At 66.9% G+C, this 24592-nt stretch carries 28 protein-coding genes; 16 read left to right on the forward strand and 12 right to left on the reverse strand.

Going from position 1 to position 24592, the window contains the following annotated elements:
• Nucleotides 1–107 precede the first annotated feature (107 nt).
• Nucleotides 108–851 (reverse strand): class I SAM-dependent DNA methyltransferase, encoded by a 744-nt coding sequence (locus ACUTAF_RS15185; protein ID WP_445580732.1) that lies wholly within the window; start codon nucleotides 849–851, stop codon nucleotides 108–110.
• Nucleotides 852–1117: 266 nt separating this feature from the next.
• Here ACUTAF_RS15185 and ACUTAF_RS15190 point away from each other — a divergent pair, with 266 nt between their 5' ends.
• The 3 genes from ACUTAF_RS15190 (at nucleotide 1118) to ACUTAF_RS15200 (ending at nucleotide 3756) form a co-directional block, all read left to right on the forward strand.
• A complete protein-coding gene (locus tag ACUTAF_RS15190; protein WP_445580733.1) occupies nucleotides 1118–1966 on the forward strand; it encodes a TauD/TfdA dioxygenase family protein in 849 nt (282 codons plus the stop codon).
• A gap of 34 nt (nucleotides 1967–2000) precedes the next feature.
• On the forward strand, nucleotides 2001–3056 hold the full coding sequence (locus ACUTAF_RS15195) for a beta-keto acid cleavage family enzyme (protein ID WP_445580734.1): 1056 nt from the start codon (nucleotides 2001–2003) through the stop codon (nucleotides 3054–3056).
• Nucleotides 3057–3384: 328 nt separating this feature from the next.
• Complete coding sequence (locus tag ACUTAF_RS15200) at nucleotides 3385–3756, forward strand: hypothetical protein (RefSeq protein WP_445580735.1); 372 nt, start codon at nucleotides 3385–3387, stop codon at nucleotides 3754–3756.
• A 6-nt stretch (nucleotides 3757–3762) separates the two neighbouring features.
• On the opposite strand, the gene ACUTAF_RS15205 is transcribed toward ACUTAF_RS15200, so the two are convergent.
• The 3 genes from ACUTAF_RS15205 to ACUTAF_RS15215 are packed head-to-tail and all read right to left on the reverse strand — an operon-like array spanning nucleotide 3763 to nucleotide 6286.
• Nucleotides 3763–5115, reverse strand: a complete 1353-nt coding sequence (locus ACUTAF_RS15205; RefSeq protein ID WP_445580736.1) for a GAF domain-containing protein — start codon at nucleotides 5113–5115, stop codon at nucleotides 3763–3765.
• Nucleotides 5112–5597 carry a hypothetical protein gene (locus ACUTAF_RS15210; protein ID WP_445580737.1) on the reverse strand — a complete coding sequence of 162 codons (486 nt, stop codon included), beginning with the start codon at nucleotides 5595–5597 and terminating at the stop codon, nucleotides 5112–5114. Before ACUTAF_RS15210 ends, ACUTAF_RS15205 begins: the two co-directional genes overlap by 4 nt.
• A 29-nt stretch (nucleotides 5598–5626) precedes the next feature.
• On the reverse strand, nucleotides 5627–6286 hold the full coding sequence (locus tag ACUTAF_RS15215; RefSeq protein WP_445580738.1) for a dioxygenase family protein: 660 nt from the start codon (nucleotides 6284–6286) through the stop codon (nucleotides 5627–5629).
• Nucleotides 6287–6509: 223 nt separating this feature from the next.
• On the opposite strand from ACUTAF_RS15215, the gene eco reads away from it, so the two are divergent.
• Complete coding sequence (gene eco / locus ACUTAF_RS15220; protein ID WP_445580739.1) at nucleotides 6510–6986, forward strand: serine protease inhibitor ecotin; 477 nt, start codon at nucleotides 6510–6512, stop codon at nucleotides 6984–6986.
• A 124-nt stretch (nucleotides 6987–7110) separates the two neighbouring features.
• Nucleotides 7111–9120, forward strand: a complete 2010-nt coding sequence (locus tag ACUTAF_RS15225) for a peptidase U32 family protein (protein WP_445580740.1) — start codon at nucleotides 7111–7113, stop codon at nucleotides 9118–9120.
• 91 nt (nucleotides 9121–9211) lie between these two features.
• Here the strand turns inward: ACUTAF_RS15225 and ACUTAF_RS15230 are convergent, their stop codons facing one another.
• Complete coding sequence (locus ACUTAF_RS15230; RefSeq protein WP_445580741.1) at nucleotides 9212–9520, reverse strand: putative quinol monooxygenase; 309 nt, start codon at nucleotides 9518–9520, stop codon at nucleotides 9212–9214.
• 154 nt (nucleotides 9521–9674) lie between these two features.
• On the opposite strand from ACUTAF_RS15230, the gene ACUTAF_RS15235 reads away from it, so the two are divergent.
• The gene (locus tag ACUTAF_RS15235; protein ID WP_445580742.1) at nucleotides 9675–10280 is read left to right on the forward strand and encodes an NADPH:quinone oxidoreductase MdaB; all 606 of its coding nucleotides are present in this window, start codon (nucleotides 9675–9677) and stop codon (nucleotides 10278–10280) included.
• Here the strand turns inward: ACUTAF_RS15235 and ACUTAF_RS15240 are convergent.
• Nucleotides 10274–11113, reverse strand: coding sequence for a CAP domain-containing protein (locus ACUTAF_RS15240; RefSeq protein ID WP_445580743.1), 840 nt, complete (start codon nucleotides 11111–11113; stop codon nucleotides 10274–10276). The genes ACUTAF_RS15235 and ACUTAF_RS15240 overlap by 7 nt on opposite strands.
• Before the next feature lie 124 nt (nucleotides 11114–11237).
• On the opposite strand from ACUTAF_RS15240, the gene ACUTAF_RS15245 reads away from it, so the two are divergent.
• Entirely contained in the window at nucleotides 11238–11606 is a 369-nt protein-coding gene (locus tag ACUTAF_RS15245) for a SpoIIAA family protein (RefSeq protein WP_445580744.1), read from the forward strand.
• A gap of 43 nt (nucleotides 11607–11649) precedes the next feature.
• On the opposite strand, the gene ACUTAF_RS15250 is transcribed toward ACUTAF_RS15245, so the two are convergent.
• A complete protein-coding gene (locus ACUTAF_RS15250; protein ID WP_445580745.1) occupies nucleotides 11650–11991 on the reverse strand; it encodes a hypothetical protein in 342 nt (113 codons plus the stop codon).
• Nucleotides 11992–12155: 164 nt separating this feature from the next.
• Here ACUTAF_RS15250 and ACUTAF_RS15255 point away from each other — a divergent pair, with 164 nt between their 5' ends.
• Nucleotides 12156–12437, forward strand: a complete 282-nt coding sequence (locus ACUTAF_RS15255) for a peptidylprolyl isomerase (protein WP_012019284.1) — start codon at nucleotides 12156–12158, stop codon at nucleotides 12435–12437.
• Nucleotides 12438–12474: 37 nt separating this feature from the next.
• Here ACUTAF_RS15255 and ACUTAF_RS15260 read toward each other — a convergent pair whose 3' ends face one another.
• The gene (locus tag ACUTAF_RS15260) at nucleotides 12475–13380 is read right to left on the reverse strand and encodes an EamA family transporter (protein ID WP_445580746.1); all 906 of its coding nucleotides are present in this window, start codon (nucleotides 13378–13380) and stop codon (nucleotides 12475–12477) included.
• 177 nt (nucleotides 13381–13557) lie between these two features.
• On the opposite strand from ACUTAF_RS15260, the gene ACUTAF_RS15265 reads away from it, so the two are divergent.
• On the forward strand, nucleotides 13558–14292 hold the full coding sequence (locus ACUTAF_RS15265; protein ID WP_445580747.1) for a sulfite exporter TauE/SafE family protein: 735 nt from the start codon (nucleotides 13558–13560) through the stop codon (nucleotides 14290–14292).
• Nucleotides 14293–14578: 286 nt separating this feature from the next.
• A complete protein-coding gene (locus tag ACUTAF_RS15270; RefSeq protein ID WP_445580748.1) occupies nucleotides 14579–14710 on the forward strand; it encodes a hypothetical protein in 132 nt (43 codons plus the stop codon).
• A 35-nt stretch (nucleotides 14711–14745) separates the two neighbouring features.
• Here ACUTAF_RS15270 and ACUTAF_RS15275 read toward each other — a convergent pair whose 3' ends face one another.
• The gene (locus ACUTAF_RS15275; protein ID WP_445580749.1) at nucleotides 14746–15690 is read right to left on the reverse strand and encodes a hexose kinase; all 945 of its coding nucleotides are present in this window, start codon (nucleotides 15688–15690) and stop codon (nucleotides 14746–14748) included.
• A 189-nt stretch (nucleotides 15691–15879) separates the two neighbouring features.
• Between ACUTAF_RS15275 and ACUTAF_RS15280 the strand changes: the two genes are divergently transcribed.
• The 3 genes from ACUTAF_RS15280 (at nucleotide 15880) to ACUTAF_RS15290 (ending at nucleotide 17513) form a co-directional block, all read left to right on the forward strand.
• Nucleotides 15880–16581, forward strand: coding sequence for a YebC/PmpR family DNA-binding transcriptional regulator (locus ACUTAF_RS15280; RefSeq protein WP_445580750.1), 702 nt, complete (start codon nucleotides 15880–15882; stop codon nucleotides 16579–16581).
• 101 nt (nucleotides 16582–16682) lie between these two features.
• A complete protein-coding gene (locus ACUTAF_RS15285) occupies nucleotides 16683–17084 on the forward strand; it encodes an NUDIX hydrolase (protein WP_445580751.1) in 402 nt (133 codons plus the stop codon).
• A 99-nt stretch (nucleotides 17085–17183) separates the two neighbouring features.
• Nucleotides 17184–17513: a DUF2025 family protein gene (locus tag ACUTAF_RS15290; protein WP_445580752.1), complete on the forward strand. Its 330-nt coding sequence runs from the start codon at nucleotides 17184–17186 to the stop codon at nucleotides 17511–17513.
• A gap of 34 nt (nucleotides 17514–17547) precedes the next feature.
• On the opposite strand, the gene ACUTAF_RS15295 is transcribed toward ACUTAF_RS15290, so the two are convergent.
• The 3 genes from ACUTAF_RS15295 to ACUTAF_RS15305 are packed head-to-tail and all read right to left on the reverse strand — an operon-like array spanning nucleotide 17548 to nucleotide 20747.
• Nucleotides 17548–18447, reverse strand: a complete 900-nt coding sequence (locus ACUTAF_RS15295) for an FHA domain-containing protein (RefSeq protein WP_445580753.1) — start codon at nucleotides 18445–18447, stop codon at nucleotides 17548–17550.
• A gap of 10 nt (nucleotides 18448–18457) precedes the next feature.
• Nucleotides 18458–19942, reverse strand: a complete 1485-nt coding sequence (locus tag ACUTAF_RS15300; RefSeq protein ID WP_445580754.1) for a serine/threonine-protein kinase — start codon at nucleotides 19940–19942, stop codon at nucleotides 18458–18460.
• Between the two features lie 16 nt (nucleotides 19943–19958).
• Entirely contained in the window at nucleotides 19959–20747 is a 789-nt protein-coding gene (locus ACUTAF_RS15305; RefSeq protein ID WP_445580755.1) for a PP2C family protein-serine/threonine phosphatase, read from the reverse strand.
• 301 nt (nucleotides 20748–21048) lie between these two features.
• Between ACUTAF_RS15305 and ACUTAF_RS15310 the strand changes: the two genes are divergently transcribed.
• The 3 genes from ACUTAF_RS15310 to ACUTAF_RS15320 all read left to right on the forward strand — a co-directional run bounded on the left by ACUTAF_RS15310 (nucleotide 21049) and on the right by ACUTAF_RS15320 (nucleotide 24577).
• The gene (locus tag ACUTAF_RS15310) at nucleotides 21049–22098 is read left to right on the forward strand and encodes a GGDEF domain-containing protein (protein WP_445580756.1); all 1050 of its coding nucleotides are present in this window, start codon (nucleotides 21049–21051) and stop codon (nucleotides 22096–22098) included.
• A gap of 418 nt (nucleotides 22099–22516) precedes the next feature.
• Complete coding sequence (locus tag ACUTAF_RS15315; RefSeq protein ID WP_445580757.1) at nucleotides 22517–23869, forward strand: tyrosine-type recombinase/integrase; 1353 nt, start codon at nucleotides 22517–22519, stop codon at nucleotides 23867–23869.
• A 105-nt stretch (nucleotides 23870–23974) separates the two neighbouring features.
• A complete protein-coding gene (locus tag ACUTAF_RS15320) occupies nucleotides 23975–24577 on the forward strand; it encodes a ribonuclease D (RefSeq protein WP_445580758.1) in 603 nt (200 codons plus the stop codon).
• Nucleotides 24578–24592: the final 15 nt, after the last annotated feature.

The raw sequence follows: 24592 nt of genomic DNA on the forward strand, positions 1-24592 counted from the left end.
GTACCAGACAGCAGCGAGACGAAAGGCGGCCATTATCCGGCTTTTGCGCGGGAAGTCTTGTCTTGCCGAGGGACGGCGTGACACGCCGGTGGAAACGCAGCGCGGCCTCAGCGTCTGACGCAGGCGAACAGCGCATTGCCGGACGCGCCGTCCCAGGGCAGCAGCTTCTGGTAGTCGTGCTCCAGCACTTGCACCTCGAAGTAAGGTGCCAGCAGCGCCTGCAGTTCGGCGAAGCTCACCGCCACCATGGGGTGTTCGTCGTCCCAGACCTGGGTGTCGTCTGCGACCGTTCGTTCAATGCGCAGCCGGAGCGTCTGCCGCTCGCCCTCGCCCTGGTAGTGCCAACCGGAGCTGAAACGCAGCAGGTCGTCGCCATGGCGGGCGCCGTGGGAGACGAACGAGGCGTTGTCGATTTTGTGCTTGTCCACCGCGTTGAAGCAGAACAGGCCACCGGCGGCCAGGGCCCCGTGCACGCTGGCGATGCAGGCCTGCAATCGTTCGAGGCTGGCGCTGTAGTGGAGCGAGTAGAGGAAGCAGGTGATCAGGTCCTGCGGCTCGTCCAGGGCGAAGCCGCACATGTCCCGCCGGGCAAAGCGCGCCTCCGGGCAGCGCAGTGCGGCTCTATCGAGCATCGGCTGGTTGATATCGAGGCCGCCGCTGGCATAGCCGGCATCGAGGAAATGCCGCACATGCGGGCCGGTGCCGCAGGCCAGGTCGAGATGGCGCTTGCCGCCGTTGCCGAACAGCTGCTGCAGACGATGCACGCAGTGACTCTGCGCCCGATAGTCGATATCGGCGCACAGCAGGTCGTAGTAACCCGACAGGTCGGTATAGAGGGCGTTGCCGGGCATGCGGACCTGGGCTGTTAGGCGGCGTTCGAGGGGGCGCGCATTCTATCCCAAGCCGGCTCGCCCGACGCGGAATTCGCCCCCCGGCTAAAGATTGATCTGGGTCAATGGTTGCCGCAGATCACCCCGCCTCCCGGCCCTGCCTGTCATGAAATGCGAAACCCCTGTCGCCGATTGCGAGGTTGGCGCGGGGGGACGTCCCTAGATTCACCTCAGGGCCTGCCACCGGGCGGGCGCGACCCACTTCGCTGCCTGAGGAGAACAACAAGATGCGCGTGGAACAACTGACCTGCAGTATCGGCGCCGAGCTGGTCGGCGTGAACCTGGCCGACGCGGTGCGCGACCAGGGCCTGTTCGAGGAAGTCCAGAGCCTGCTGCTCACCCACAAGGTGCTGTTCCTGCGCGACCAGGACATCTCCCGCCAGGACCACGTGGCCTTCGCCGCCAAGCTGGGCGAGCTGGAAAGCCACCCGATGGCGCCGAGCCATCCGGACGCCCCCGGCCTGGTGCAGATCTACAAGCGCCCGGACCAGCCGATCGACCGCTACGAGAACGCCTGGCACACCGACGGCACCTGGCGCGAGACCCCGGCCATGGGTTGCGTGCTGCGCTGCGTGGAGTGCCCGCCGGTCGGCGGCGACACCATGTGGGCGAACATGGCGCTGGCCTACGAGCGCCTGCCGCAGTCGATCAAGCAGCAGATCGAGGATCTGCGCGCCAACCACAGTTTCGAGTCGTCCTTCGCCGCCGCCATGCCGATCGACAAGCGCCTGGCGATGAAGGCGCAGTACCCGGACGCCGAGCACCCGGTAGTGCGCACCCACCCGGTCACCGGCGAGAAGATCCTCTTCGTCAACGCCTTCACCACCCACTTCACCAACTACCACACCGCGACGCGGGTGCGCTTCGGCCAGGACGCCAACCCCGGCGCCGCCGACCTGCTGCGCTTTCTGGTCAGCCAGGCGTTCGTTCCCGAGTACCAGGTGCGCTGGCGCTGGCAGCCCAACAGCATGGCCATCTGGGACAATCGCAGCACCCAGCACTACGCCGTCATGGACTACCCGGCCTGCCATCGCAAGATGGAGCGCGCGGCCATAGTCGGCGACAAGCCCTTCTGATCAACACAACAACATCACTCCCGAGGAGTAAGCCATGAACTTCATCGATGGTTCCCTGTTCGTCGAAAACATGCAGAAGCTGGTCATCACCGCCGCGCCCTACGGCCCGGAATGGATGCCGTCGGACTTCCCCGAAGACATCCCGGTGAGCATGCAGGCGCAGATCCAGAAGGCGGTCGACTGCTACAACGCCGGCGCCACCGTGCTCCACGTGCATGTGCGCGAAGAGGACGGCAAGGGCTCCAAGCGCCTGTCCAAGTTCAACGAACTGCTGGCCGGCATCCGCGAGGCCTGCCCGGGCATGATCCTGCAGGTCGGCGGCTCGATCTCCTTCGCCCCGGAGAACGAGGGCGATACCGCCAAGTGGCTGTCCGACGACACCCGCCACATGCTGGCCGAGCTCAAGCCGACCCCGGACCAGGTGACCATCGCCATCAACACCAACCAGATGAACGTCTGCGAGCAGATGACCGCCGCCGACATCCGCGGCACCTCGCTGGCCGATCCGGCGATGCTCGCGGCCTACCAGGAAATGACCATCCCGGCCGGCCCGGCCTGGGTCGAGGAGCATATCCGCAGGCTGTCGGCGAACAGGATCCAGACCCACTTCCAGCTGGCCAACATCACCCAGCTCAACACCGTCGAGCGCATGATGCGCCGCGGCGTGTGCAACGTGCCGCTGATCCTCACCTGGGTGGCCATCGGCGGCGGCTTCGACTCGCCCAACCCTTACGATCTGGCCAACTTCGTGCGCGCCTGCCCGGACGGCTCGGTGCTGACCCTGGAAACCAGCATGCGCAACGTGCTGCCGCTGAACATGATGGCCATCGCCCTCGGCCTGCACGTGCGCTGCGGCATCGAGGACAACATCTGGAACCAGCGCCAGACCGCCAAGATGAGCACGGTCGAGCAGATCGAGCAGCTGGTGCGCCTGTCCCGTGAGTTCGGCCGCGAGGTGGCCAACGGCCAGGAGGCCCGCGAGATCTACCGCATCGGCACCTTCTACGAGAGCGCCGAGGAAACCCTGGCCAGGAACGGCTTCGCGCCGAATCGCAGGCCGGGTCAGGTGGGTTTCACCCAGCACGCCTGAGCAGGCTGCGCCAAGAGGAGGCCGCGCCGCAGCGAGCGGGCCTCCGCTTGCCCTGGCGGCCCTGCCGCCTGCTGAGCGGCTACCGGTCCCGATGGCCGCCCCTTCCCGCCCCGACTCGCTGCCCCCCCTCGGGCCGGCCGACACCTGAACCTTCGCGGCGCCCGCCCGCACGGGACAGACGCGCCCGATAGCTGCAATCCGCGCCAGGGCGAACGACCTGCGCGGCCGGCTTAGGAAGTTTTTAGGATTTGCCTAGGGTCTATTTCGCAACGCCGCGCGGCGTGCGCCCCTAGCATGGGGTTGCCCGTCAACCGCCGAGGAGTTTCCGATGAGTCCCGTTTCGCGTCGCTGGATCTATGTTGCCGTCGTCTATTTCTGCCTGGCCGTTGGCCTGGGCGTCTTCATGGGGATCAGCGGCGACCACCGCATGATGAGCGTGCATGCCCATCTCAACCTGCTGGGCTGGGTCACCCTGAGCCTGGTCGGCATCATCTATCACTACTTTCCCAAGGCCGCCGCCAGCCGCCTGGCCAGCCTGCAGTTCTGGCTGCACAACCTGGCGCTGCCGGTGATGATGGTCGCCCTGGCCCTGCTGATCAGCGGCAAGCCCGAGGCCGGCCCGGTGCTCGGCAGCGGCGCACTGGCGATGTTGCTGGCGGTGCTGCTGTTCGCCGGCAACCTGCTGTGGCGCCGCGCCTGAACCGCCTCAGCCGGTCGCGATCTGCTGCAGCAGTACCGGCCGCCGCAGCAGCAGGCGCAGCCGCCCGCGCCCGCACTTCTCCAGAAGGATGTCGCGGCTGCGCTCGGCCAGGCGCCGCTGCAGCAGGATCAGCCGCGCCTCCAGGTTGTCGTCCAGTTCCGGCAGTTTCAACGCCGGGTCGATGCGCAGCTCGCGGTTGCTGAACTCGCAGCGCCGCTGCTCCTGATGCAGGCCGAGCAGGCGCCAGAAGATGGCCCCGGCAACGCCCTTGATCAGGTAGTCGTCGCCGAGAAACACGCTACTGTTCACCGGGTAGTAGCGCACCAGTAGCGGCGGCCCCGGCAACGGCTCGCTGCGCGGCGCCTCGCCTTCCTCCTCGCCCGCCTCCTCGGCGCCCTGCTGCAGCGCCAGGATCGAGGCGCCGAGCAGGCTGGCCAGGCCCATCAGGCAGTCCTCCTCGTCGTAGCCGAAGCGGTGCGGCTGGGCGCTCTCCACGTGCAGCACGCCGAGCAGCCGTCCGGCCGCGAGGATTGGCACCGACAGCTGGCTGTGCGCCTCGGCCAGGCCGGGGAAGGCGATCTCGGTCTCCAGCCGGTCGGCCGCCGCCGCCTCGGCCAGGTGTTCGTGGATGGCCCGGCTGTAGGCGTACTCCGAGGCCAGGTGGGCGATGCGGATCGGCGCGCGAAACTGCGCCGCGACGCCAATGATGCCGCGCCCGAGGGGAAACTCCGAACCTATCCCGGACAGCGGATAGCCATGGCTGGCCACGGTATAGAGCTTCTGCCGCGGACCGTCGAGCAGCAGCACCATGGCCTGGGGCATGTCCAGCTCGTCGGCCAGGCCCTGCAGGCACTGCTCGAGCAGGCCGGCCAACTCGGCGCAGGCAGCCAGGCGCTGGCTCAGCCGACGCAGGCTGGCGATATGGCAGGGCGCGCACTGCTCCGGCGGCACCTCCTCGCCCGCTACGTATTCGACTTCCAGCACCTGGTAAATGTCGGCGCCCTGCAGGCGGAACACCTCGCTCATGCCGGCGCTGGAGGCGATGCCGGCGAGCTTGGCCTTCATGCTCTCGAACAGCGGGCCGGCGGTTTCCGTGCGCCGATAGAGCAGCGCCAGGCGGTAGCGCGCGCTGGTCTGCGGGTGCAGGAGGAACACCGTGGCCTGGGGATTGGCCAGGATGTTCTCGCGGGTCTTGTTGAAGAACTGGAAGGACAGCGCCACATGGCCGGCGTCGACGTAATGCACCTGGGACACCTGGGTGACGTTGGGCGTGCCGTCCGCGCTGCAGGTGGCGATGACCGCCGGCACCGCGCCCTCCAGGCAGGGGCGGATACTGTCCAGGCTCGGCCGCCGGTTCACCGCCCCGGCTCCAGGCGCGCGCCGGCATGGGGACCCGGGGTCTGGTCGAACAGGTCGCTCAGGGTGAAGCACAGCGCGCGCAGCTGCTCGGCCTGGAAGCCCTGGGTGGCGCGGGCGAACGGCAGCGCGTAGCCCAGCGGCACCAGATCCGCGGCGAAGGCATCGACGTGCCGCATCGCCAGCTCGAGATCGCCCGGCTGCAACGCCGCTTCCTGTGCATCGCGCCCCTTGAGCTGCAGGGTGCGATGGGTGCTGGGCTGGCAGAAGGTCGCCGCCAGCGCGCCGCAGCTGGCGACGTCGCGCAGCAGCGTGTGGGACTGACCGGCATCGAGCAGCACGCAGACCCGCCGTCGATCCGCCGCCACCCGGCAGGCCACCGCCTTGCTCACCGAGGGCACCCGGCGCACGTCGCGCGAGGCCAGGCTGATGGACACGCCGCCCTGGATGAAATCGATCTGCTCGTCGCTCAAGCTCATGTCCATCGGCCGCCCTCCTCGACGCTTCCCCGCCCCTAGAATCCCCTGCCCAGTACGATGTCGAACACCCCGCGCCGCCCCTGGCCATCCGCCTCCAACGCGATCACGTTGTCCGGGTGCTGGCTGGCCCAGGGATCCTCGGCGATATAAGGGTCGCCGGCGAAGTACAGCTGCAGGGTCACCGGCACGTGCAGAGACTCGATCACCCGGAAGTGAATATGCGCCGGCCGGGTAATCCCAGCGTACTGCTCCAGCCCAGGCAGGTTGGGCGGCACAGGGTAGCGGCCGGGCATCACGGTGTCGATCCGGTAGCGGCCCTCGGCGTCGCTATAGAGCATGCCGCGCAAATGGAACCGGCCCTTGTCGGTGAAGTTGCCGGGGGTCTGGGTGTCGTACAGGCCGGAGCTGTTGGCCTGCCAGACCTCGATCAGCGCATTGGCCACCGGTGTACGGCAGTCGGCGCTCAGTACCCTGCCGCTGACCGCCAGCCGCTCGCCCGCCTCGTCCGGCCCGGCCAGCTTCGCCAGGAACGGGGCGCCGAAGCGGTAGTAGGGACCGAGGATGTCGCCCGGCGTGAGCCGACAGGCCTGTTGCGCCAGCGCCGGCGCAGCCAGCAGGTCGCCGCCGAGCATCGCACCGGCATAGAGGAAGTGACGCCGGGTGAGACCGGCGCCTGGCCTTTGCCGCTTGTTCATCTCCGCCTCCTGGCCGGGCGCGCCCCGGCATGCCAGGCGCCGCGTTGCATAAGCGCCCGCCCCGTAACGATCAGTCTAGCGAGAAAAGCCGCACGGACCGCCTGGACTCGGCCGTTTGCCAAAGGCAGGAACTTCACCTATCCAGAAGGGTCTGTGCTGCGCCGCCGCCCCGGCGGTTTTCCCTCAACGGACGGCCCACAAGGCCGGTGAAGCAAGGACTCTTATGAACGCAAGCAAACTGCCGCTGATCGCCCTCGCCTGCGCCCTGCCGCTGGCTGCCTGTGCCGCCACGCCCGAGGCACTCAAGCCCTACCCGGCCGCCGCCGACGGCTACGCCCGCCATGTCATCGAGCTGCCGGCGCAGGCCAACGAAGCCGAGCACAGGGTGGAACTGATCGCCGGCAAGACCCTGGAGGTGGACTGCAACCAGCAGCGCCTCGGCGGCCAGTGGCAGGAGAAGACGGTCGAGGGCTGGGGCTACAACTACTACCAGCTGGGCCAGGTCGGCCCGGCGGTCAGCACCCTGATGGCCTGCCCCGACGGCAGCCGCAAGCAGGCCTTCGTCCGGGTCGGTGGCGAGCCCCTGCTGGTGCGCTACAACAGCAAGCTGCCGCTGGTGATCTACGCCCCGGTAGACGTGGAAGTGCGCTACCGCCTCTGGTCGGCCGCAGCCGCCACCAGCCCGGCGCCGCGCCAGTAGCGGCTTCGGCGCCCGCTCGCCGCCAGAGCGGGCGCCGCCACCCGGCAGCTCGGCGTGCCCTGCGCCCGGCAGGCGGCTACAATGCGCGCCTTGCCCGTGCGCCTAGCCTGATAAAGAAAACGCCATGTCCCTGCCCAAACACCACCTGGAACTGCTCAGCCCTGCCCGCGACGTGACCATCGCCCGCGAGGCCATCCTGCATGGCGCCGACGCCATCTATATCGGCGGGCCGAGCTTCGGCGCGCGGCACAACGCCTGCAACGAGGTGAGCGAGATCGCCGAGCTGGTGGAATTCGCCCGCCGCTATCACGCGCGCGTGTTCACCACGATCAACACCATTCTCCACGACGACGAGCTGGAGCCGGCGCGCAAGCTGATCCACCAGCTGTACGACGCCGGCGTCGATGCGCTGATCGTGCAGGACATGGGGGTGATGGAGCTGGATATTCCGCCGATCGAGCTGCACGCCAGCACCCAGACCGATATCCGCACCCTGGAACGGGCCAGGTTCCTCGACCAGGCCGGCTTCTCCCAGCTGGTGCTGGCACGCGAGCTGAACCTGCAGGAAATTCGCGCCATCGCCGATGCCACCGACGCGGCCATCGAGTTCTTCATCCACGGCGCGCTGTGCGTGGCCTTCTCCGGCCAGTGCAACATCTCCCACGCGCAGACCGGGCGCAGCGCCAACCGCGGCGACTGCTCGCAGGCCTGCCGCCTGCCCTACACCCTCAAGGATGAAAAAGGCGGGGTGATCGCCTACGAAAAGCACCTGCTGTCGATGAAGGACAACAACCAGAGCGCCAACCTGCGCGCCCTGGTCGAGGCCGGCGTGCGCTCGTTCAAGATCGAGGGGCGCTACAAGGACATGGGCTACGTGAAGAACATCACCGCTCATTACCGCAAGGAACTCGACGCCATCCTCGAGGATCGCCCGGACCTGGCCCGCGCCTCCAGCGGGCGCACCGCGCACTTCTTCCTGCCCGATCCGGACAAGACCTTCCACCGCGGCAGCACCGACTACTTCGTCACCGAGCGCAAGGTCGACATCGGCGCCTTCGACTCGCCGACCTTTACCGGGCTCTCCGTTGGCCATGTCGAGAAGGTGGGCAAGCGCGACCTGATCGCCGTCACCCATGAGCCGCTGTCCAACGGCGACGGCCTCAACGTGCTGGTCAAGCGCGAGGTGGTGGGTTTTCGCGCCAATATCGCCGAACTAAAAGGCGAGTTCGAGGAAGACGGCGAGAAGCGCTACCGCTACCGCGTCGAGCCCAACGAAATGCCCGAGGGGCTTTTCCGCTTGCGCCCCAACCACCCGTTGAGCCGCAATCTCGACCACAACTGGCAGCAGGCGCTGCAACGCACCAGTGCCGAGCGCCGCATCGGCGTGAGCTGGAAGGCCGTGCTGCGTGAGGACGCCCTCAAGCTCAACGCCACCAGCGAGGAAGACATCAGCGTCGAGGTCGCCCTGCCCGGCCCGTTCGGTCCGGCCAACAAACCGGAACAGGCGCTGGACGGCCTGCGCGATTTGCTGACCCAGCTCGGCACCACCATCTACCACGCCCAGGGCGTGACCCTGGACGCGCCGCAGGCCTTCTTCGTGCCCAACTCGCAGCTCAAGGCGCTACGCCGCGAGGCCATCGAGGCGCTGACCGAGGCGCGCGTCGCCGCCCACCCGCGCGGCAGTCGCAAGGCCGAAGCGATTCCTGCGCCGGTGTATCCGGAGGCGCATTTGAGCTTCCTCTACAACGTCTACAACCAGAAGGCCCGCAATTTCTACCATCGTCATGGCGTGCAGTTGATCGATGCGGCCTACGAGGCACACGAGGAAAGTGGCGAAGTGCCCGTGATGATCACCAAGCACTGCCTGCGCTTCTCCTTCAACCTGTGCCCGAAACAGGCCAAGGGCGTGACCGGCGTGAAAACCCGCGTCGCGCCGATGCAGCTGGTACACGGCGACGAGGTGCTGACCCTGAAGTTCGACTGCAAGCCGTGCGAGATGCACGTGATCGGCAAGATGAAGGGGCATATCCTCGGCCTGCCACAGCCGGGCAGCGCCGCGACCCAGGTGGTCGGCCAGATCAGCCCGGACGATCTGCTCAAGACCATCCGCCAGAAGCCGGGCTATAGCCACTGAGTCCGGTACTACCGGTTGCCGATAACCTAGCCCGGATGCAATCCGGGCTAGCACAGCGATCGCCAGCAGGCTGGCTCCTACAGATCGCGAACTAGGCCCGAGCTGCAGCCGCCGGGCTAAGCATCTCGATCTGGCGAACCTCGAAATCGCGACGCAGGTAATCCATGCGCTTCTCGTGGAATGCGCGCATATGCGGCAGCGCCGTGTGCTCGGCGAACGCCTCCGGCGACGCCCAGACCTCGTAGAAGATAAACAGCGTGGGGTCCTGCGCGTCGCGCAGCATGTGGTACTCGATGCAGCCGGGCTCGGCGCGGCTGGGCTCGACATGGGCGCGGAACAGGCGCTCGAAGGCCTCGGCCTGCTCCGATCTGGTGTGGGCGTGAAGGATAAAGGCGTGCATGCAAGAGCTCCTGCAAAAAGCGCTGTTTGCCGCACTCTAGCGCAGGATAAATCCGTGCATTCGTGCCTTTCACTCAACAATCATTTGCCTGACCCGCTCTGTTTCCCGCGCAGGCGCGCCGCTAACCTGCCGCCATTCTTTTGCGGAGTCAGTCATGAAAAACATCCTTCTGCTCGACGGCGGCAAGCAGTTCGCCCACTCCAACGGCCAGTACAACGCCACCCTGCACGAGGCCGCCGCAGCCTTCTTCGATCGCGCCGGGTTCGATATCAGGACCACCTTTATCGACGGCGGCTACGACATCGAGGAAGAGGTGGAGAAGTTCCTCTGGGCCGACGTGGTGATCTACCAGATGCCCGGCTGGTGGATGGGCGCGCCCTGGACGGTGAAGAAGTACCTCGACGAGGTGTTCACCGCCGGCCACGGCAGCCTCTACGCCAACGACGGCCGCACCCGCTCCGACGCCTCGCAGAAGTACGGCAGCGGCGGCCTGATCCAGGGCAAGCGGTACCTGCTGTCGCTGACCTGGAACGCCCCGCAGCAGGCCTTCGACGACCCCAGCGACTTCTTCGAGGGCAAGGGCGTGGACGCGGTGTACTTGCCCTTCCACAAGGCCAACCAGTTCCTCGGCATGACTGCCCTGCCGACCTTCCTCAGCACCGACGTGATGAAGCAGCCGAATATCGAGCGCGACGTGGCGCGCTACCAGCAGCACCTGGCCGAGGTGTTCGGCGTCGAGCAGGCAGCCGCCCTTCAGTGACCGCCGAACAGCGCCGTCCAGTAGATCCCCGCGTCGCTCTGCGGGTCGCTGGCATAGGCGGCGCCGAGCTCCCGGTACTGCGGGTTCATCAGGTTGGCGCAGTGCCCGGGACTGGCCAGCCAGCCCTTCACCACGGCGCCCGGCGTATCCAGCGCGGCGGCGATGTTCTCGCCGACCCGGCCGCCGACATAGCCGGCCAGTTCCGCACGGTCGCCGGGGGTGCGCCCGTCACGATCCCGGTGAGCGAAGAAGTTGCCGTTGGCCATGGCCCGGCTGTGCGCTTCGGCGGCGCTGCCCAGTTCGGCGTTCCAGGCCAGCGGCGCGGCGGCAGCGAAGGCCTGGCCGCCGCACTGGCGCGCCTGGGCGCGGGCGGCGTTGATCCGCTCCAGCAGCTGCTGCCCTTCGGCCTGCCAGTCGCCGAGACGGCCGCTGAGCAGCGGTCGCGCCAGGACGATGCGCCAGTCGCGCTCGGCGCGGCTGACGCCGATGTCGATGAACTGCGGATCGAGCAGCACCCGGCAGAAGCTTTCCGCCAGCGCCTGCATCGCCGCCTGCGCATCGCGCGGGCCGGACAGGCTGATGGCCTGCACGTTGACCAGCGGATAGCCCGAGGCGCTCAGCGCCTGCTGCAGGTCGCCGGTGCCGGCCGCCGGCAGCAGCAACCGCGCATCGCCGGCCAGTGGCGGCAGCGGCTCGGAGGCCTGCACGCCGCAACGCTGCACCTCGCCGCGGTAGGCATTGATCGCCTCGATCAGCCGCGCCTCCTCGGCTGCCTGCACCGCCGTGGCAGACAGACCCAGAGTCAGGACGACGGCAAGAATGGGCAAACGCATAAGACTCTCCTTGCAAACCGACCAGCCTGATGATGCGCGATTGCGGGGCCGTTGGCCTAGGGCCTGTTGCCGTTTCCTCGACCAGGCGTATGGTGATAGTTCCACTCCCCAAGGAGGACTCGCCATGTTCAAGGTAACCCGCAGCGGCGATCAGCGCATCGACGTGGATTTCGCCGGCAAGCTGGACAGCGACGCCATGCGTGTCGCTCTCGACGAACTGATCCAGGCCGCCGAGGGCATAGAGCACGGACAGATGCTCTATCGCATCGGCAGTTTCGAGTGGCCGACGCTGGGCGCGGTAGGGGTCGAGCTGGGACGCATCCCGCAGTTGCTGCGCTTTATCCGCCAGTTCGACCGCGTCGCGGTGGTGGCCGATCAGCAGTGGCTGCGCACCGCCAGCGCGGTGGAAGGCGCGCTGATCCCGGGCCTGACGATCAAGGCATTCGACTCGATCCACGAGGCGGAAGCCGAGGCCTGGCTACAACAGCAGTGACGCGGCCGGATCGTCACCCGGCCGCGTCGACGTCGAGGCGGTCTCAGCCGAGCTGGTCGACCATCACCGCGTTGCTGTAGACCAGACTGCCATCGCTGGCGCGGTGGCCGACCAGGTGGAACTGGCCGCGCCGGTCCTCGCCACCGCGGTAGACCCGCCATCGGCAATCGGACAGCGGCCCGCATTCGGCGGGGGTCTGCAGCTGCAAGGTGCTCAGGTCGGCATCGACCATGATGTCGGCGGCGCCGCTGCGCTGCAGCTCCTCCTCGGCGCGCTCCAGGCGCAGGTGCTCGGCTTCGCTGACGTAGAAGTGGAAGGTGCCGATGGGCGTGGACTTGCGCTGGCCGCTGCCTTTGCACCAGCCTTCGACGGTCAAGGTGTTCATATCCGGACCTCCTGAAAGTGGGACGGCAAGCGAGACGCCTGCGCTCATGGCCATTGAACAACGGTTTGCACGGCGAGGCGGCGGCACGGGACAAGCGGCAACGGCGTTTGCCTGACGGGCCGATTACGTTAGGCTGTGCAGCCCATCGAACGGAGGTACATCCCATGGCCCGCGCCACTGCCCGTCACATCCTGGTTGCCAGCGAAGACAAGTGCAACGAACTGAAAGCCGCCATCGAAGGCGGCGCCGACTTCGCCCAGCTGGCGAAGGACAACTCCAGCTGCCCGTCCGGTCGCAACGGCGGCGACCTGGGCTCCTTCGGCCCGGGCCAGATGGTCAAGGAATTCGACACCGTGGTGTTCAGCGCGCCGGTCGGCGTAGTGCAGGGCCCGGTCAAGACCCAGTTCGGCTACCACCTGCTGGAAGTCACCAGCCGCCAGGACTGATCCGTCCGGCGATGGCGTCGGCGCCCGGCCGACGCCGTCATTCCAGCCCCGCCGCCCCCTGCGCCCGCGACGAGCGCAGCCGCGCCAGCCACCTGTCGCCCCAGACGTTGATCGCCAGCCCGCCCATCACCAGCGCCACGCCCGTCAGTTGCAGCGTGCCCAGGCGCTCGCCCAGCAACAGCGCCGCTGAACCGATGCCCACCACCGGCACCAGCAGCGAGAAGGGCGCCACCTGGCTGGCCGGGTAGCGCGACAGCAGGCGACTCCACAGCCCGTAACCGACAAGGGTCGCGGCGAAGGCCAGGTAGGCCAGCACCAGCAGCGCCTCCACGCCGAAGCCGCGCAACGCGCCCTCGATCGCCGCCGGCCCCTCCAGCCACCAGGACAGGGCGAGGAACGGCAACGGCGGCACCAGGCTGCCCCAGACCACCAGGCCGACCAGGTTCACCTTGCCCAGCTTGCGCGTGACGATATTGCCCAGCGCCCACATCGCGGCGGCGGCGATGGTCAGGGCGAAGCCCGCCAGGGTCATCGCCTGACCGCCCTGCAGGCCGATCAGGAGCAGCCCTGCAGCCGCCACTAGCAGACCGAACAGGTTGCTAGCGCGCAGCCGCTCGCCGAGCAGCAGCGCGGCGAAGAACAGGGTGAAGAAGGCCTGCGACTGCAGCACTAGCGAGGCCAGCCCGGCCGGCATGCCGACGTGCATGGCGTAGAACAGGCAGGCGAACTGGCCCAGCGAGATGCTCAGACCGTAGGCCAGCAGCCAGCGCAGCGGCACCTGCGGCCGGCGCACGAAGAGAATCGCGGGAAAGGCGGCGAGCATGAAACGCAGCGCGCCGAGCAGCATCGGCGGCATCTCGTCCAGGCCGAGCCTGATCACCACGAAGTTCAGGCCCCAGACGACTATCACCAGCAGCGCCAGCAGCAGGTCTTTGGGCGACATGGGCCAATCCTCGCGTTCCGGGAGCAGCCATTAGAGCAAGCGCCCAGCCGCCGCGGCAGACACAGTGGGCGCGGAAAAACGCCACACAGTGCGCTGATCGCCCGCCCTTTGCCGCTGGCCGTTCTGCCACGCCGCGCCCTTTGCTACCCTGCGCCCTCCTTCGCTTCGGCCCCCGCCATGAGCCTGTCCGACTTACTCCTCTTCGCCCTGCCGGCGATCTTCCTCACCGGGCTGTCCAAGGGCGGCTTCGGCGGCGCCCTGGGTGGCATCGCCGTGCCGCTGCTGGCACTGGCCACCTCGCCGAAACAGGCGGTGGCGATCATGCTGCCGATCCTCTGCCTGGCCGACGTGGTGGGGCTGAAGGCCTACTGGGGCAAATGGGATGCGGCCAACCTCAGGGTGATGCTGCCCGGCGCGCTGATCGGCATCGTCATCGGCTCGCTGACCTTCGAGCTGTTCGACGAGCGCAGCATCGGCCTGCTGATCGGAATCATCGCGGTGAGCTTCGTCGCCCTCGGCCTGCTCGCCGGCAACCAGCCGCCCAGGCCGCTGCACAGGGGCCGCGGTCTGCTGCTGTCGAGCCTGGCCGGTTTCACCAGTTTCGTCGCCCACGCCGGCGGGCCGCCGGTAATGATGCACCTGCTGCCGCAGCAGCTGGACAAGCTGCGCTTCGTCGCCACCATCAACCTGTTCTTCCTGCTGACCAACGCGGCCAAGCTGGCGCCCTACGCCGCGCTGGGCCAGTTCAGCCGGGACAATCTGCTGCTGAGCCTGATGCTCGCGCCCATCGTGCCGCTCGGCGTGTGGAGCGGCCTGTGGCTGCAGTCGCGGGTCAACCACCAGTGGTTCTACCGCATCGCCCGACTGGGCATCCTGTTGGCCGGGCTGCAGCTGATCTGGCGCAACCTCTAGGCGATGAGGGGCCGCCCAGGCCGTGCGCGTCGGGGCGCCCTGCCCCGCCACACGAGCGAGGGGCGCGATCCAGTCCGACTCGAAGCACGCTGGAACGGCGTTACGCCACAACTCGAGCGACTCGCCCGGATTGCCCGTGTTACCCGTCGTGTTCGCCGCCCGCTTGCCGGCGGCCAGCTATGCTGAGGTGGCGATGATGCGTTTCAGCTGGCTCCGGCAGCCGAGGAGGTGATAGTGCCCCGAACTCATTCCCCCAGCCGATGATCCTTTTCCCGGAGATACCGCCATGAGCAAGAGTCTGGATTCGCACAAGGAACACAAGAAGAAGCCGCTGAAGACGGCTCACGAAAAACGCATGGCCAAGCGCACCAAGAAGCACGGGCAAACCATGCTCGGCAGCCACTCGCCGGACGCCTGAGCCACTCCCGGCGCAGCGGGCTGCGCCGGGGTCTTTCAGCGCGACGGATGGTGCGCCTGCAACCAGTCGAACAGGCGCTCGGTATCGGCCAGACGGCACAGCTGCGTACCCTCGGCCATGATCGCGGCGCTACCGGCGGCGACGCCGTAGCGGGCGGCCTCGGCCCATCCGGCCCCGCCAGCCAGTTTCAGCAGGGTTGCGGCCAGCAGGCTGTCGCCGGCCCCCACCGAACTGAGCTTCTTCACCGGTGGCGCCGGGATCCGCTCGATCAAGCCGGCCGTGGCGAGCAGCGCGCCCTGAGCCCCCAGAGACACCAGCACCGCCTCGCAGCCACCACCGGCAACCAGATCGCCTGCCACCCGGTTGAGCTGCTGCGGCTCGAGAATGTCCACCCCGCAGAGCGTCGCCAGCTCCTCCAGGTTGGGCTTGATCAGAAACAGCCCGCCCTCCTCCAGCCCCTGGCGCAGCACCTCGGGGCCGCTGTCCAGCACGCAACGCGCGCCATGCCGGCGCGCCAGGCGCAGCACCTGCGCCAGGAAGTCGGCCTCCAGCCCCGCCGGCAGGCTGCCGCTGACCACCAGATAGTCGAATGGCGCCAGGCCGTCGAGCGCGGCCAGGAGCTGCGCCTGCTCGGCAGCAGCCAGCCCGGCGCCGGGCAGGACGAAGCGGTACTGACGGGCGCCGGCCAGTTCCAGCACGTTGAGGCATTCGCGCGTCCAGCCCGCGACGCTCAGCGCATGGTGCGCCACTCCTTCGGCAACGAGCAGCTGGCAAAGGTGCTGCCCCCTGGGCCCACCGACCGGGAACACCGCCAAGGCCTCGCCACCCAGGCGCCGTATCGCGCGGGCCACGTTGATACCGCCGCCGCCCGGCGTGTAGTCCGGCTCGCTGCAGCGCAGCTTGAGATCGGCACGGAGCTGGGCGATCTGGGTTGCGCAATCGAGCGCGGGACTCAGGCACAGGGTCAGGATGCGGCTCATGGACGGGCCTCCACTGGCTCGGACGAGATCCCCCAGAGTATGGGTGAAAGCGCCACGGCGCACCGCTCGGCGCCCGTTCGGGGAAATTGCGCGTGCCGCCGGCGCCGTCAGGCACTAGAATCCGCAGCCTATCCGATCGTCCGGCCGCGCGCCGCGACGCCGTTTCACCTATCGGCCAGGAGACCCCAGATGGGCGCCCAGTGGAAAGCCAAACCCAAAGAAGCCGCCGCCAATGCCCGAGGCAAGATCTTCGGCAAGCTGGTGAAGGAAATCATGATCGCCGCGCGTAACGGCGCCGACCCGGACATGAATCCCAAGCTGCGCCTGGCCGTGCATCAGGCCAAGAAGGCGTCGATGCCCAAGGACACCCTGGAGCGCGCGATCAAGAAAGGCGCCGGCCTGTCCGGCGAGGTGATCAACTACGAACGCACCCTCTACGAGGGCTTCGCCCCGCATCAGGTGCCGCTGATCGTCGAGTGCCTGACCGACAACGTCAACCGCACCGTGGCCGAGATCCGCGTGCTGTTCCGCAAGGGCCAGCTGGGTGCCTCGGGCTCGGTGAGCTGGGACTTCGACCACGTCGGCCTGATCGAAGCCAGCAGCGACGAAGGCGCCGACCCGGAACTGGCCGCCATCGAGGCCGGCGCCCAGGATTTCGTCCCGGATGACGAGGGCGCGACCCTGTTCATCACCGATCCGACCGACCTCGACGCCGTGTGCAAGGCGCTGCCGGAGCAGGGCTTCACCGTCAACTCGGCCAAGCTCGGCTACCGTCCGAAGAACCCGGTGACCAGCCTGACGCCGGAGCAGATGGAAGAAGTCGAAGCCTTCCTCGAAGCCATCGACGGCCACGACGACGTGCAGAACGTCTACGTCGGCCTGGCCGGCTGATCTTCTCTAACTGACGCGTAGGGGCGAATTGATAGGCGACTGTGCCGCGAAAGCGGAACGCCGCCCGTTCGCTCCTACAGGCATGCATCGGGCACAGCACCATGACCACCACCCTGCATATCGCCGCCGCCTGCCTGTTCGACGAACGAGGCCGCCTGCTCCTGGTGCGCAAGCGCGGCACCCGCTTCTTCATGCTGCCCGGCGGCAAGCGCGAGCCCGGCGAGGATGCGCTGGCCGCGCTGCACCGCGAACTGCATGAGGAGCTGGACCTGCGCCTGGACGACGGCACGCTGCAACCGCTCGGACAATTCCAGGCCGCCGCCGCCAACGAGGCCGATACCTGGCTGCAGGCGGACATCTTCCGCGCCACCTTGCCCCATGCCGTGCAGGCCGCCGCCGAGCTGGAGGAACTGCGCTGGCTGGACGCCGGGCAGCCGCTTCCCGCCGACCTGGCGCCGCTGCTGCGCGAACAGGTGCTGCCCGCCCTGCAGCGGATTCGTTGATCCACGGCAACGCCTGCCGGCATGCCCAGGCGGTAGGCTGCGCCGATAACCAGAACCCTTCGTCTTGCGTGCAAACCCCATAGCAATCCGAGGTTTGCCATGAGTATCAGCTCCGCCCAGATCTGCCAGGCCGCCGACCGGCTGCTGGGCTTCGTCGGTTTCAACGCCAAGACCGGCCAGTACCTGCTGCGCTTCTCCGAGGACAGCTTCGGCCTCGACGTGCCGGCCGCGACCATCACCCCCACCTGCGAATACGTCTGGGCCGCCGACGAAGGCGGCCTGATGCGCCTGGATCGCCAGCGCCTGGCCTGGTTGCAGGAGCAGCGCATCGACGAACGGGTCAATCTCGGCGAGGCGCTGCGCGTCTATCTGCGCCGCAGCGACCTGCCGGAAATCCGCGCCGAACGGCGCCGCCTGACGCCGGCCTGAGTTGCTGGCGTTGCCATGGGCCGGGAGCCCGGGCTCAGCCCAGCAGGTGCATCGAGGCGGCCCCCAGGCCAGCGCCGATCAGCAGCAGCACGATGCTGCCCAGCCACAGCCATCCGCCATTGGCCGCGGGCGCCGCGACGACCGGGGCGCTCTTGGCGGCGGCGCGCAGCGGATTGGCCGCCGCCGGCGCCGTCCTGGCGCCGCTGCGTGCGGCCAGCGGCACCGGGGCGATCTGCGTGGCGCCGCTGGCGGCCTTGCTCGCCAGCGGCCTGGGCAGGTCGGCGACCCGCATGAACTGGGTGGCGTCCTCGTCCAGCGCCTCGCTCAGGCTGACCTTCGGCCCGATCACCAGCAGGCTCACCGACCCCATCTTGAGCTGGTCGCCCGGCTGCAGCACGGCGGTCCTGACCTTCTGCTGGTTGACCGTCACGCCGTTGGCCGAGGCCAGGTCCTTGACCTCCAGCACGTCGTCCTTGAGGAAGAACTCGCAGTGTCGGCGCGACAGCTCCGGGTCGCCGAAGCACAGCTCGCACTTGCTCGAACGACCGAAGGTCATCGAGCCGTGGATATGGAACTTGCGCCCCTGATGCTCGCCCTGGATCACCTGGAGGAACCAGCGCGGCGCGGCGGCTTCGGGGCGCGCCGCGCTCTTCGACGGATCGACCAGCAGCAGCTCGACGCCGCCCAGGCGCAGGCGGTCGCCGTCGCGCAGCTGAAAGCGCGTGCCGATGCGCTGGTCGTTGACCCAGGTGGCGCCCTGGCTGGCGTCGCTCAGGTAGTAGTAGCCGTGATCCTGGCGAATCTCGGCGTGGAAGCTGGCGATACCGGCATCGCCGAGCACCAGCTGGTTGCGGCTGTCCTGGCCGATGCTCAGGCGCTCGTCGGTCAGCCAGACCGGCGCTTGGCGGTTATCCAGGAACTGCAATCTGAGCATCGGCGGCGCCTCAGTCGAAAAGGTTGTTGAACAGACGCTGGATCGGGTTCTGCTGGGCCGGCCGCGCGCTACGCGACCGACTCGCCGCCTGAGTGCTGCGCACGCGCTGCTCATGGCCGTCGTAGAGCGCCAGCAGGCGTTCGTTGGCGGGCTCGGCCTCGAGGCCCTGCTTGATCTGCTCCAGCGCCAGCTTGTACTCGCGCCGCGCGTAGGCCGCCTCGCTCTGTTCGATGAAGCGCTGCGCCACGCGGTTGATCCCGGCCAGCGCCAGCAGGTTGTCCGGCTCCCAGCCGAGCACCTGGCGGAAGTAGTGCACCGCGCTGTCGTCCTCGGGCAGGATCAGCAGGCCCTCGCCCAGGCGCTGCTCGGCCAGCTGCAGATACTCCTGGATGCGCGCCTGCAACACACGCTGCAGGCCGTCGGCGGCCTGGGCGTTGTCTTCGTCCAGGGCCAGCACCTGGCGGAAATAGTGATCGGCGTTATCCAGCGCCGGGGCGAGCAGACGTCCCTCGCTCAGGCGCGTCTCGCCGAGCGCGAGCAGGCCGGCGATGCGCTGCTGCAGCTGCCAGTAGTAGCCGCCGGCGCTGCCGACGCCGAGCAGCAGCACACCGAGCAGGGCCCAGGGCAGCCAGCGGCGCCTCGATGCCGGCGGTGCGAGGCTCACCGCCGGGCTCAGACGGGTGTGCTCCTGTTCGCCCTCCGCCAATTCGTCGAGGCTGGCCAGCAGCACGTGGCAGTCGGCGAAGCGCTCGTCCGGCTCCTTGGCCAGCATGCGCTCGAGCAGCCACTGCAGGCCGTCGAGGTGCTCCGGCAGCGGCGGCGGCTGCAGTTGCAGCTGGTTCATCAGGGTCTGGGTGTAGTTGCCGCCGCGAAACGGGTTATGCCCGGTCAGCATCTCCAGCAGGATCACGCCGAGGCTGTATATGTCGCTGCGCGCATCCAGCGCCTGGCACTGCGCCTGCTCCGGGCTGCTGTAGGCCGGGCTGCCGACGGCAATGCCGGACTGGGTCAGCTCGCTGTCCAGTTGCAGCTGCTTGGCCACGCCGAAGTCGCTGAGCACCGCGGTGCCGTCATCGCGAAACAGGATGTTGCCGGGCTTGATGTCGCGGTGCACCAGCCCCCTGTCGTGCACCAGCGCCAGGGCGCTGGCGATCTCCCGGACGATGCGCAGGGCGCGCGCCGGCTCCAGGCATTGCCCCTTGAATTGCGCCAGATCGCCGCCGGCCAGGTATTCCATGGCGAGGAAGTGGCGGCCGTCGGCCAGTTGGTCGATACGGTAGACGGTGATGATCGACGGATGCTGCAGGGAGGCGACGATATGGCCTTCCTTGATGAAACGCTGGGTGTAGGCATCGTCCTCGCGGTGCAGCAGCACCTTGAGCGCCACCCGGCGCTGCAGGGCCTGCTCGGTGGCCAGGTACACCTCGGCCATGCCGCCCTTGCCCAGGCGGCCGTGGATGCTGTAACCGGGTACGCTGATCGAAGGCTGACTCATGCGGCTGGACTGGCGCTCAGGGTTGACGGGGTTTGAACAGCTTGCGCAGCAGGCCGCGCGGCGGCGCCTGGCGGGGTTCGGCTGGCGGGCCGAGACCCAGGACGATGCAGCTGATATTGTCCCTGCCGCCCTGGCCGTTGGCCAGCTCCACCAGCTGCTCGACCATCGCCTCCAGCGTGGCGGCCTCGGCGCAGCAGCGCTGGATCGCCGCATCGTCCAGCTCGCCGCTGAGGCCATCGCTGCACAGCAGCAGCAGTTCGTCGGGCGCCAGCCGGGCACGCAGCAGGCCCGCCTCCGGCGCCTGCTCACCCTGGCCCAGGCACTGCAGGATCAGGTTGCGCCGCGGATGCTCGCGCGCCTGCTCGGCGCTCATCTGGCCGGCATCGACCATGGCCTGCACCCAGCTGTGATCGTGGCTGAGCTGCTCGATGCGCTCGGCACCGATACGATAGGCGCGGCTGTCGCCGACCCAGGCCAGTTCGAACTCGTCGCCGTGCAGACATACCGCCACCAGGGTGCTGCCCATGCCGGCCTGCCCGGCGCCGGGCTGCGCCGCCGCGATGATCGCCATATGCGCGGCCTGCACCGCCGCGGCCAGCCCGGCGCCCTGCTGCAGCGCATCGATCAGGCCCTGCAGCGCCAACGCGCTGGCCACCTCGCCGCACTGGTGACCGCCCATGCCGTCGGCCACCGCCCACAAGCCGAGATCGGGACGGCAGGCCAGGGCGTCCTCGTTATGCGTGCGTACGCGGCCGGCAACGCTTTGTGCAGCGAAGACCACGGCAGGGGACGAGGGTTGGGACACGCGGCAGATCCTTGGGCTGATGGCGGGCGACGCCATGATGCGGCGCCGCCGCGAAGCTGTCACCGGCCGCCAGGTCGCAAATGCGCAGCGGTTAACCAAACTGCTGGGGTTTGAACGGCCATCCTGGATGTCGCCGGCACCCGCCCCCCTCGTTGCGCCCGGCGCGAGTGGCCGGAACGGCTCGTGGCGCGGCAGCGGCGGATCGATCCGGCGCAAACGCGGGCTGTTTAACCCGAATCTACCCTTGCCATCGGCGGTCTAAGCTTTGCATGCTGCATGCATAACAACGACAAGACCGCTTATGGCCCTCAAGACTACCCGTTTGCTCAAGCGCCTGCGCGAAGATTTCCAGTTGTCGATCATCACCCTGATGGGGTTGTTCGGCGTCCTCGGCATCTCACCCTATGCCTTGTACCGCCTGCTGCACGGCAACTACCTGGTGGGCATCGCCGACATCATCATCGTGCTCTCCACCATTCTGGCGGTGCTCTACGCCTGGCACACCCGTGACACGGTGAAACCCGGCATCTTCCTGACGGCGGTGTTCTCCGTCAGCGCCACGCTGATCGCCATCAACCTGGGCGTCAACGGCCTGTTCTGGATCTATCCACTGATCCTCTTCAACTTCTTCATGGCTCCCCCCGGCAAGGCACTGCTGGCCACCGTCCTGGTAATGCTGAGCCTGGCGGCGCATGCGCTGCTGGTACCCGGCAGCGTATTCGACAGCCACTACCAGATGGTCTCCTTTCTGGTCACGGGGATGATGGCCAGCATGCTCAGCTTCATCTTCGCCTTGCGCACCCGCACCCAGCGCGACCAGCTGCAGTTGCTGGCGATCCACGACCCGCTGACCGGGGCGCGCAACCGCAGGGCGATGAACGAGGAGCTGAAGATCGCCGTAGCCAGCCATCGCCGCCACCGCGACCGCTTCGGCCTGCTGGTGATGGATCTGGACCACTTCAAGCAGATCAACGACCGCTTCGGCCATCATGTCGGCGACCAGGTGCTGATGGCCTTCGTCGAACTGATCCAGCGCGACTCGCGCAAGGAGGACCGCCTGTTCCGCTTCGGCGGCGAGGAATTCCTGCTGCTACTGCCCAACACCGAACTCGACGGCCTGCACGCCGCCGCCCAGCACCTGCGCCAGTGCGTCGCCGAAGGGCTGAAGAGCCCGGGCGGGCCGGTGACGGTATCCATCGGCGGCGCCGTACTGCGCAGCGGCGAACATTGGGAGAGCTGGCTGCAACGGGCCGACGAATGTCTCTATCGCGCCAAGAGCGAAGGTCGCAACCGCGCCGTGATCGACGACGAGCAGCGGCCGGCCGCGGCGCAGACCGCCAGCGGCCGTTGACCCTACGGGTGGCCGGTCTCGCGGACGCCCCCGGCCGCAATGCAGCCGCTAATCACCCGCAAACCGCTCGCCACCCGCCGGAGCCCAGCCAGGTCCTTCGGGATTCGCCGCCTCACCGCCAACGACCTGCCGGAAATAGCGCAATGCCAGAAACGACAAAGGGCTAGCCGAAGCTAACCCTTTGATTTTTATGGTGCCGGAGACAGGAGTCGAACCTGCGACCTTCGCATTACGAATGCTAAGGTCATGCGTTACCCTGGCATTTACCAATCTTGATAAGCCTATACAGGGCGTGGCTTTAAGCCTATTCTCACTCCTGCTGGCTATCACGAAATTCGATCAAATTTGATAGCCCGTGCTAGCCCGGTGATAGCCCGTCGCTAGCCCAATCAATCCTCTGCGATCCTGAGAGGCGGGCATGGTAAAGCTGAGATTCACAAAAACGGCACTGATGGCGGTCGCTCTGCCCGAGGCCGGCAAGCGCATTGTCGCCTATGACACCGACACCCCAAAGCTCGCCATGCGCATCACTGCAGCAGGTAGCCGCACCTTTTACGTGGTGAAGCGTGCTGGTGCTTCTATGGCATGGGTGAAGCTGGGCACCTTCCCAGAAATGACCGTCGAGCAGGCCCGCGGCGAAGCGCAAAAGATCCTTGCCGAGTTCGCTACCGGAGCGAATCCAGCAGCCGCCCGTCGCGCCATTCGAGAGGAGCCGACTTTTTCCGAGGTGTTCGAGCAGTTCCTCACCGGCAAGAAAAAGCGTGACGGTACTCCCCTGGCTGAATCCACAAAGCAGGGTTATCGGGTAGTGCTGCGTGACTACCTGGAGCCAATCAAATCGAAAAAGCTTTCCCACATCACGCGCGGCGAAGTGAAGGCGATCCACAGCAAGACCACAAAGGTAAGCGGTACACAGGCAGACCGCGCTCTTGCGGTCGTTTCCTCGGTATTCAACTTCGCCGCCGACTTGGAAATTTTCACCGGCACCAATCCGACCAGTCGTATTCAGAAGAACCCTGCACCGTCGCGTGACCGATTTGTGCAGGCGGATGAGCTACCGCACCTGTTTGAAGCCATGGCCGAGTCGGGTTTGCGCGACTACTTCCTGTTGTCGCTGCTGACCGGGGCACGCCGGTCAAATGTGCAAGAAATGGCCTGGCGCGATCTCGACCTGGATGCTGGGGTCTGGCGCATCGGTATGACGAAAAACGGCACGCCGCAGAATGTCACTCTGTCGCCGGAAGCTGTTGCTACATTGAAGGCACGCAAGAGCAGCACAGGCACCTCGCCTTTCGTGTTTCCCGGTACTGGCAAAACTGGCCATTTGGTTGAGCCCAAGAAGGCCTGGGCAGCAATCTTGCGTCGGGCCAGCATGCGCCGCCTGATTCAGTTGCTGGCACTTGCCGGCGAGCTAACGGAAGAGCAATGCGCCGAGGCCGAAAGGCGGATACTCGAAGCACCAGCAGCAGCCGAGAAGCAATGCCGAGGCATGGCCGACCGACTCAAAATTGACCCAGCAGCCTACGACATGAGCGACCTGCGTATTCACGACCTGCGCCGCACCCTGGGCAGCTGGCAGGCCAAGACCGGCGCATCTATGGCAATCATTGGCAAGAGCCTCAACCACAAGACCCACCAAGCCACTGCCATATATGCCCGCCTCGACCTCGACCCGGTGCGCCAATCGGTCAATACGGCAACCCAGGCGATGCTTGAGGCTGCAGGTATCAAGCAATCTGCGGACGTGGTGCCGATCAATCGCAATCAATAAGCCAAACGCAGGCTAGCTGCATACATCGACTGGGCGAAAAACAGATTTTCTACTTGCCTGGCTAGCCGATTTGTTCAGTAGAGGGATCGCCTTGGAGGGCGAACAATGAGCGAAGACGAAAAGGAAACCCCCGGGCTCGGCTTGCAGTTCTGCTTGCAGCCCGGTTTTCACCCAGAGAAACAGTGGAGCCCAGGTGTGAGAGTTGCCAGCCCTGAGGAGTTTGACCAATTCACGGCTCAACTCGCGCAGAATTTACTGGAAACCTATTCTCCTGAGTACATCGCCACCATCGCAGCTCAGCGGATAATTCTTTTGGATATGTCGAAATGCGTATCGGAAGAAAATGAGGCTAATCAGGACGCCTTAGTTAAGGCTCTTACAGAAACAACTCAGCAGGCAGCATTTCATGTTTTGTGCTCATTCAGGAAGAAGGAGGCCAAGAAACGCATGGAGGGAGGGCTCGATCAGATAGCTAAGCGGCGTGCATTAATAAGGGCAGAGATTGAACGCCATGCTAGAGAGCTTTGGGCCGCCGATACCGAAGAGGAATACAAGATTACAGAAATGGCGGGGTTGGTGAGGGACGCCGTAGAGCAAGACTTTCCGGGGGAGTCGTCTGGGATTGATAACATCAAGCGATTGATTAGACCTGTTGCCCCTGAACATGCGAAAAAAGGGGGGCGCCCTAAGGCCAGCACGAGCGCTTAAAACCATAGCAATCAT

Source organism: Pseudomonas sp. SP16.1, from assembly GCF_052682975.1.

Coding starts and splice junctions, on each gene's coding strand:
- ACUTAF_RS15185 (WP_445580732.1), bottom strand. CDS start 851: ATGCCCGGCAACGCCCTCTATACCGACCTGTCGGGTTACTACGACCTG.
- ACUTAF_RS15190 (WP_445580733.1), top strand. CDS start 1,118: ATGCGCGTGGAACAACTGACCTGCAGTATCGGCGCCGAGCTGGTCGGC.
- ACUTAF_RS15195 (WP_445580734.1), top strand. CDS start 2,001: ATGAACTTCATCGATGGTTCCCTGTTCGTCGAAAACATGCAGAAGCTG.
- ACUTAF_RS15200 (WP_445580735.1), top strand. CDS start 3,385: ATGAGTCCCGTTTCGCGTCGCTGGATCTATGTTGCCGTCGTCTATTTC.
- ACUTAF_RS15210 (WP_445580737.1), bottom strand. CDS start 5,597: ATGGACATGAGCTTGAGCGACGAGCAGATCGATTTCATCCAGGGCGGC.
- ACUTAF_RS15215 (WP_445580738.1), bottom strand. CDS start 6,286: ATGAACAAGCGGCAAAGGCCAGGCGCCGGTCTCACCCGGCGTCACTTC.
- eco (WP_445580739.1), top strand. CDS start 6,510: ATGAACGCAAGCAAACTGCCGCTGATCGCCCTCGCCTGCGCCCTGCCG.
- ACUTAF_RS15225 (WP_445580740.1), top strand. CDS start 7,111: ATGTCCCTGCCCAAACACCACCTGGAACTGCTCAGCCCTGCCCGCGAC.
- ACUTAF_RS15230 (WP_445580741.1), bottom strand. CDS start 9,520: ATGCACGCCTTTATCCTTCACGCCCACACCAGATCGGAGCAGGCCGAG.
- ACUTAF_RS15235 (WP_445580742.1), top strand. CDS start 9,675: ATGAAAAACATCCTTCTGCTCGACGGCGGCAAGCAGTTCGCCCACTCC.
- ACUTAF_RS15240 (WP_445580743.1), bottom strand. CDS start 11,113: ATGCGTTTGCCCATTCTTGCCGTCGTCCTGACTCTGGGTCTGTCTGCC.
- ACUTAF_RS15245 (WP_445580744.1), top strand. CDS start 11,238: ATGTTCAAGGTAACCCGCAGCGGCGATCAGCGCATCGACGTGGATTTC.
- ACUTAF_RS15250 (WP_445580745.1), bottom strand. CDS start 11,991: ATGAACACCTTGACCGTCGAAGGCTGGTGCAAAGGCAGCGGCCAGCGC.
- ACUTAF_RS15255 (WP_012019284.1), top strand. CDS start 12,156: ATGGCCCGCGCCACTGCCCGTCACATCCTGGTTGCCAGCGAAGACAAG.
- ACUTAF_RS15260 (WP_445580746.1), bottom strand. CDS start 13,380: ATGTCGCCCAAAGACCTGCTGCTGGCGCTGCTGGTGATAGTCGTCTGG.
- ACUTAF_RS15265 (WP_445580747.1), top strand. CDS start 13,558: ATGAGCCTGTCCGACTTACTCCTCTTCGCCCTGCCGGCGATCTTCCTC.
- ACUTAF_RS15270 (WP_445580748.1), top strand. CDS start 14,579: ATGAGCAAGAGTCTGGATTCGCACAAGGAACACAAGAAGAAGCCGCTG.
- ACUTAF_RS15275 (WP_445580749.1), bottom strand. CDS start 15,690: ATGAGCCGCATCCTGACCCTGTGCCTGAGTCCCGCGCTCGATTGCGCA.
- ACUTAF_RS15280 (WP_445580750.1), top strand. CDS start 15,880: ATGGGCGCCCAGTGGAAAGCCAAACCCAAAGAAGCCGCCGCCAATGCC.
- ACUTAF_RS15285 (WP_445580751.1), top strand. CDS start 16,683: ATGACCACCACCCTGCATATCGCCGCCGCCTGCCTGTTCGACGAACGA.
- ACUTAF_RS15290 (WP_445580752.1), top strand. CDS start 17,184: ATGAGTATCAGCTCCGCCCAGATCTGCCAGGCCGCCGACCGGCTGCTG.
- ACUTAF_RS15295 (WP_445580753.1), bottom strand. CDS start 18,447: ATGCTCAGATTGCAGTTCCTGGATAACCGCCAAGCGCCGGTCTGGCTG.
- ACUTAF_RS15300 (WP_445580754.1), bottom strand. CDS start 19,942: ATGAGTCAGCCTTCGATCAGCGTACCCGGTTACAGCATCCACGGCCGC.
- ACUTAF_RS15310 (WP_445580756.1), top strand. CDS start 21,049: ATGGCCCTCAAGACTACCCGTTTGCTCAAGCGCCTGCGCGAAGATTTC.
- ACUTAF_RS15315 (WP_445580757.1), top strand. CDS start 22,517: ATGGTAAAGCTGAGATTCACAAAAACGGCACTGATGGCGGTCGCTCTG.
- ACUTAF_RS15320 (WP_445580758.1), top strand. CDS start 23,975: ATGAGCGAAGACGAAAAGGAAACCCCCGGGCTCGGCTTGCAGTTCTGC.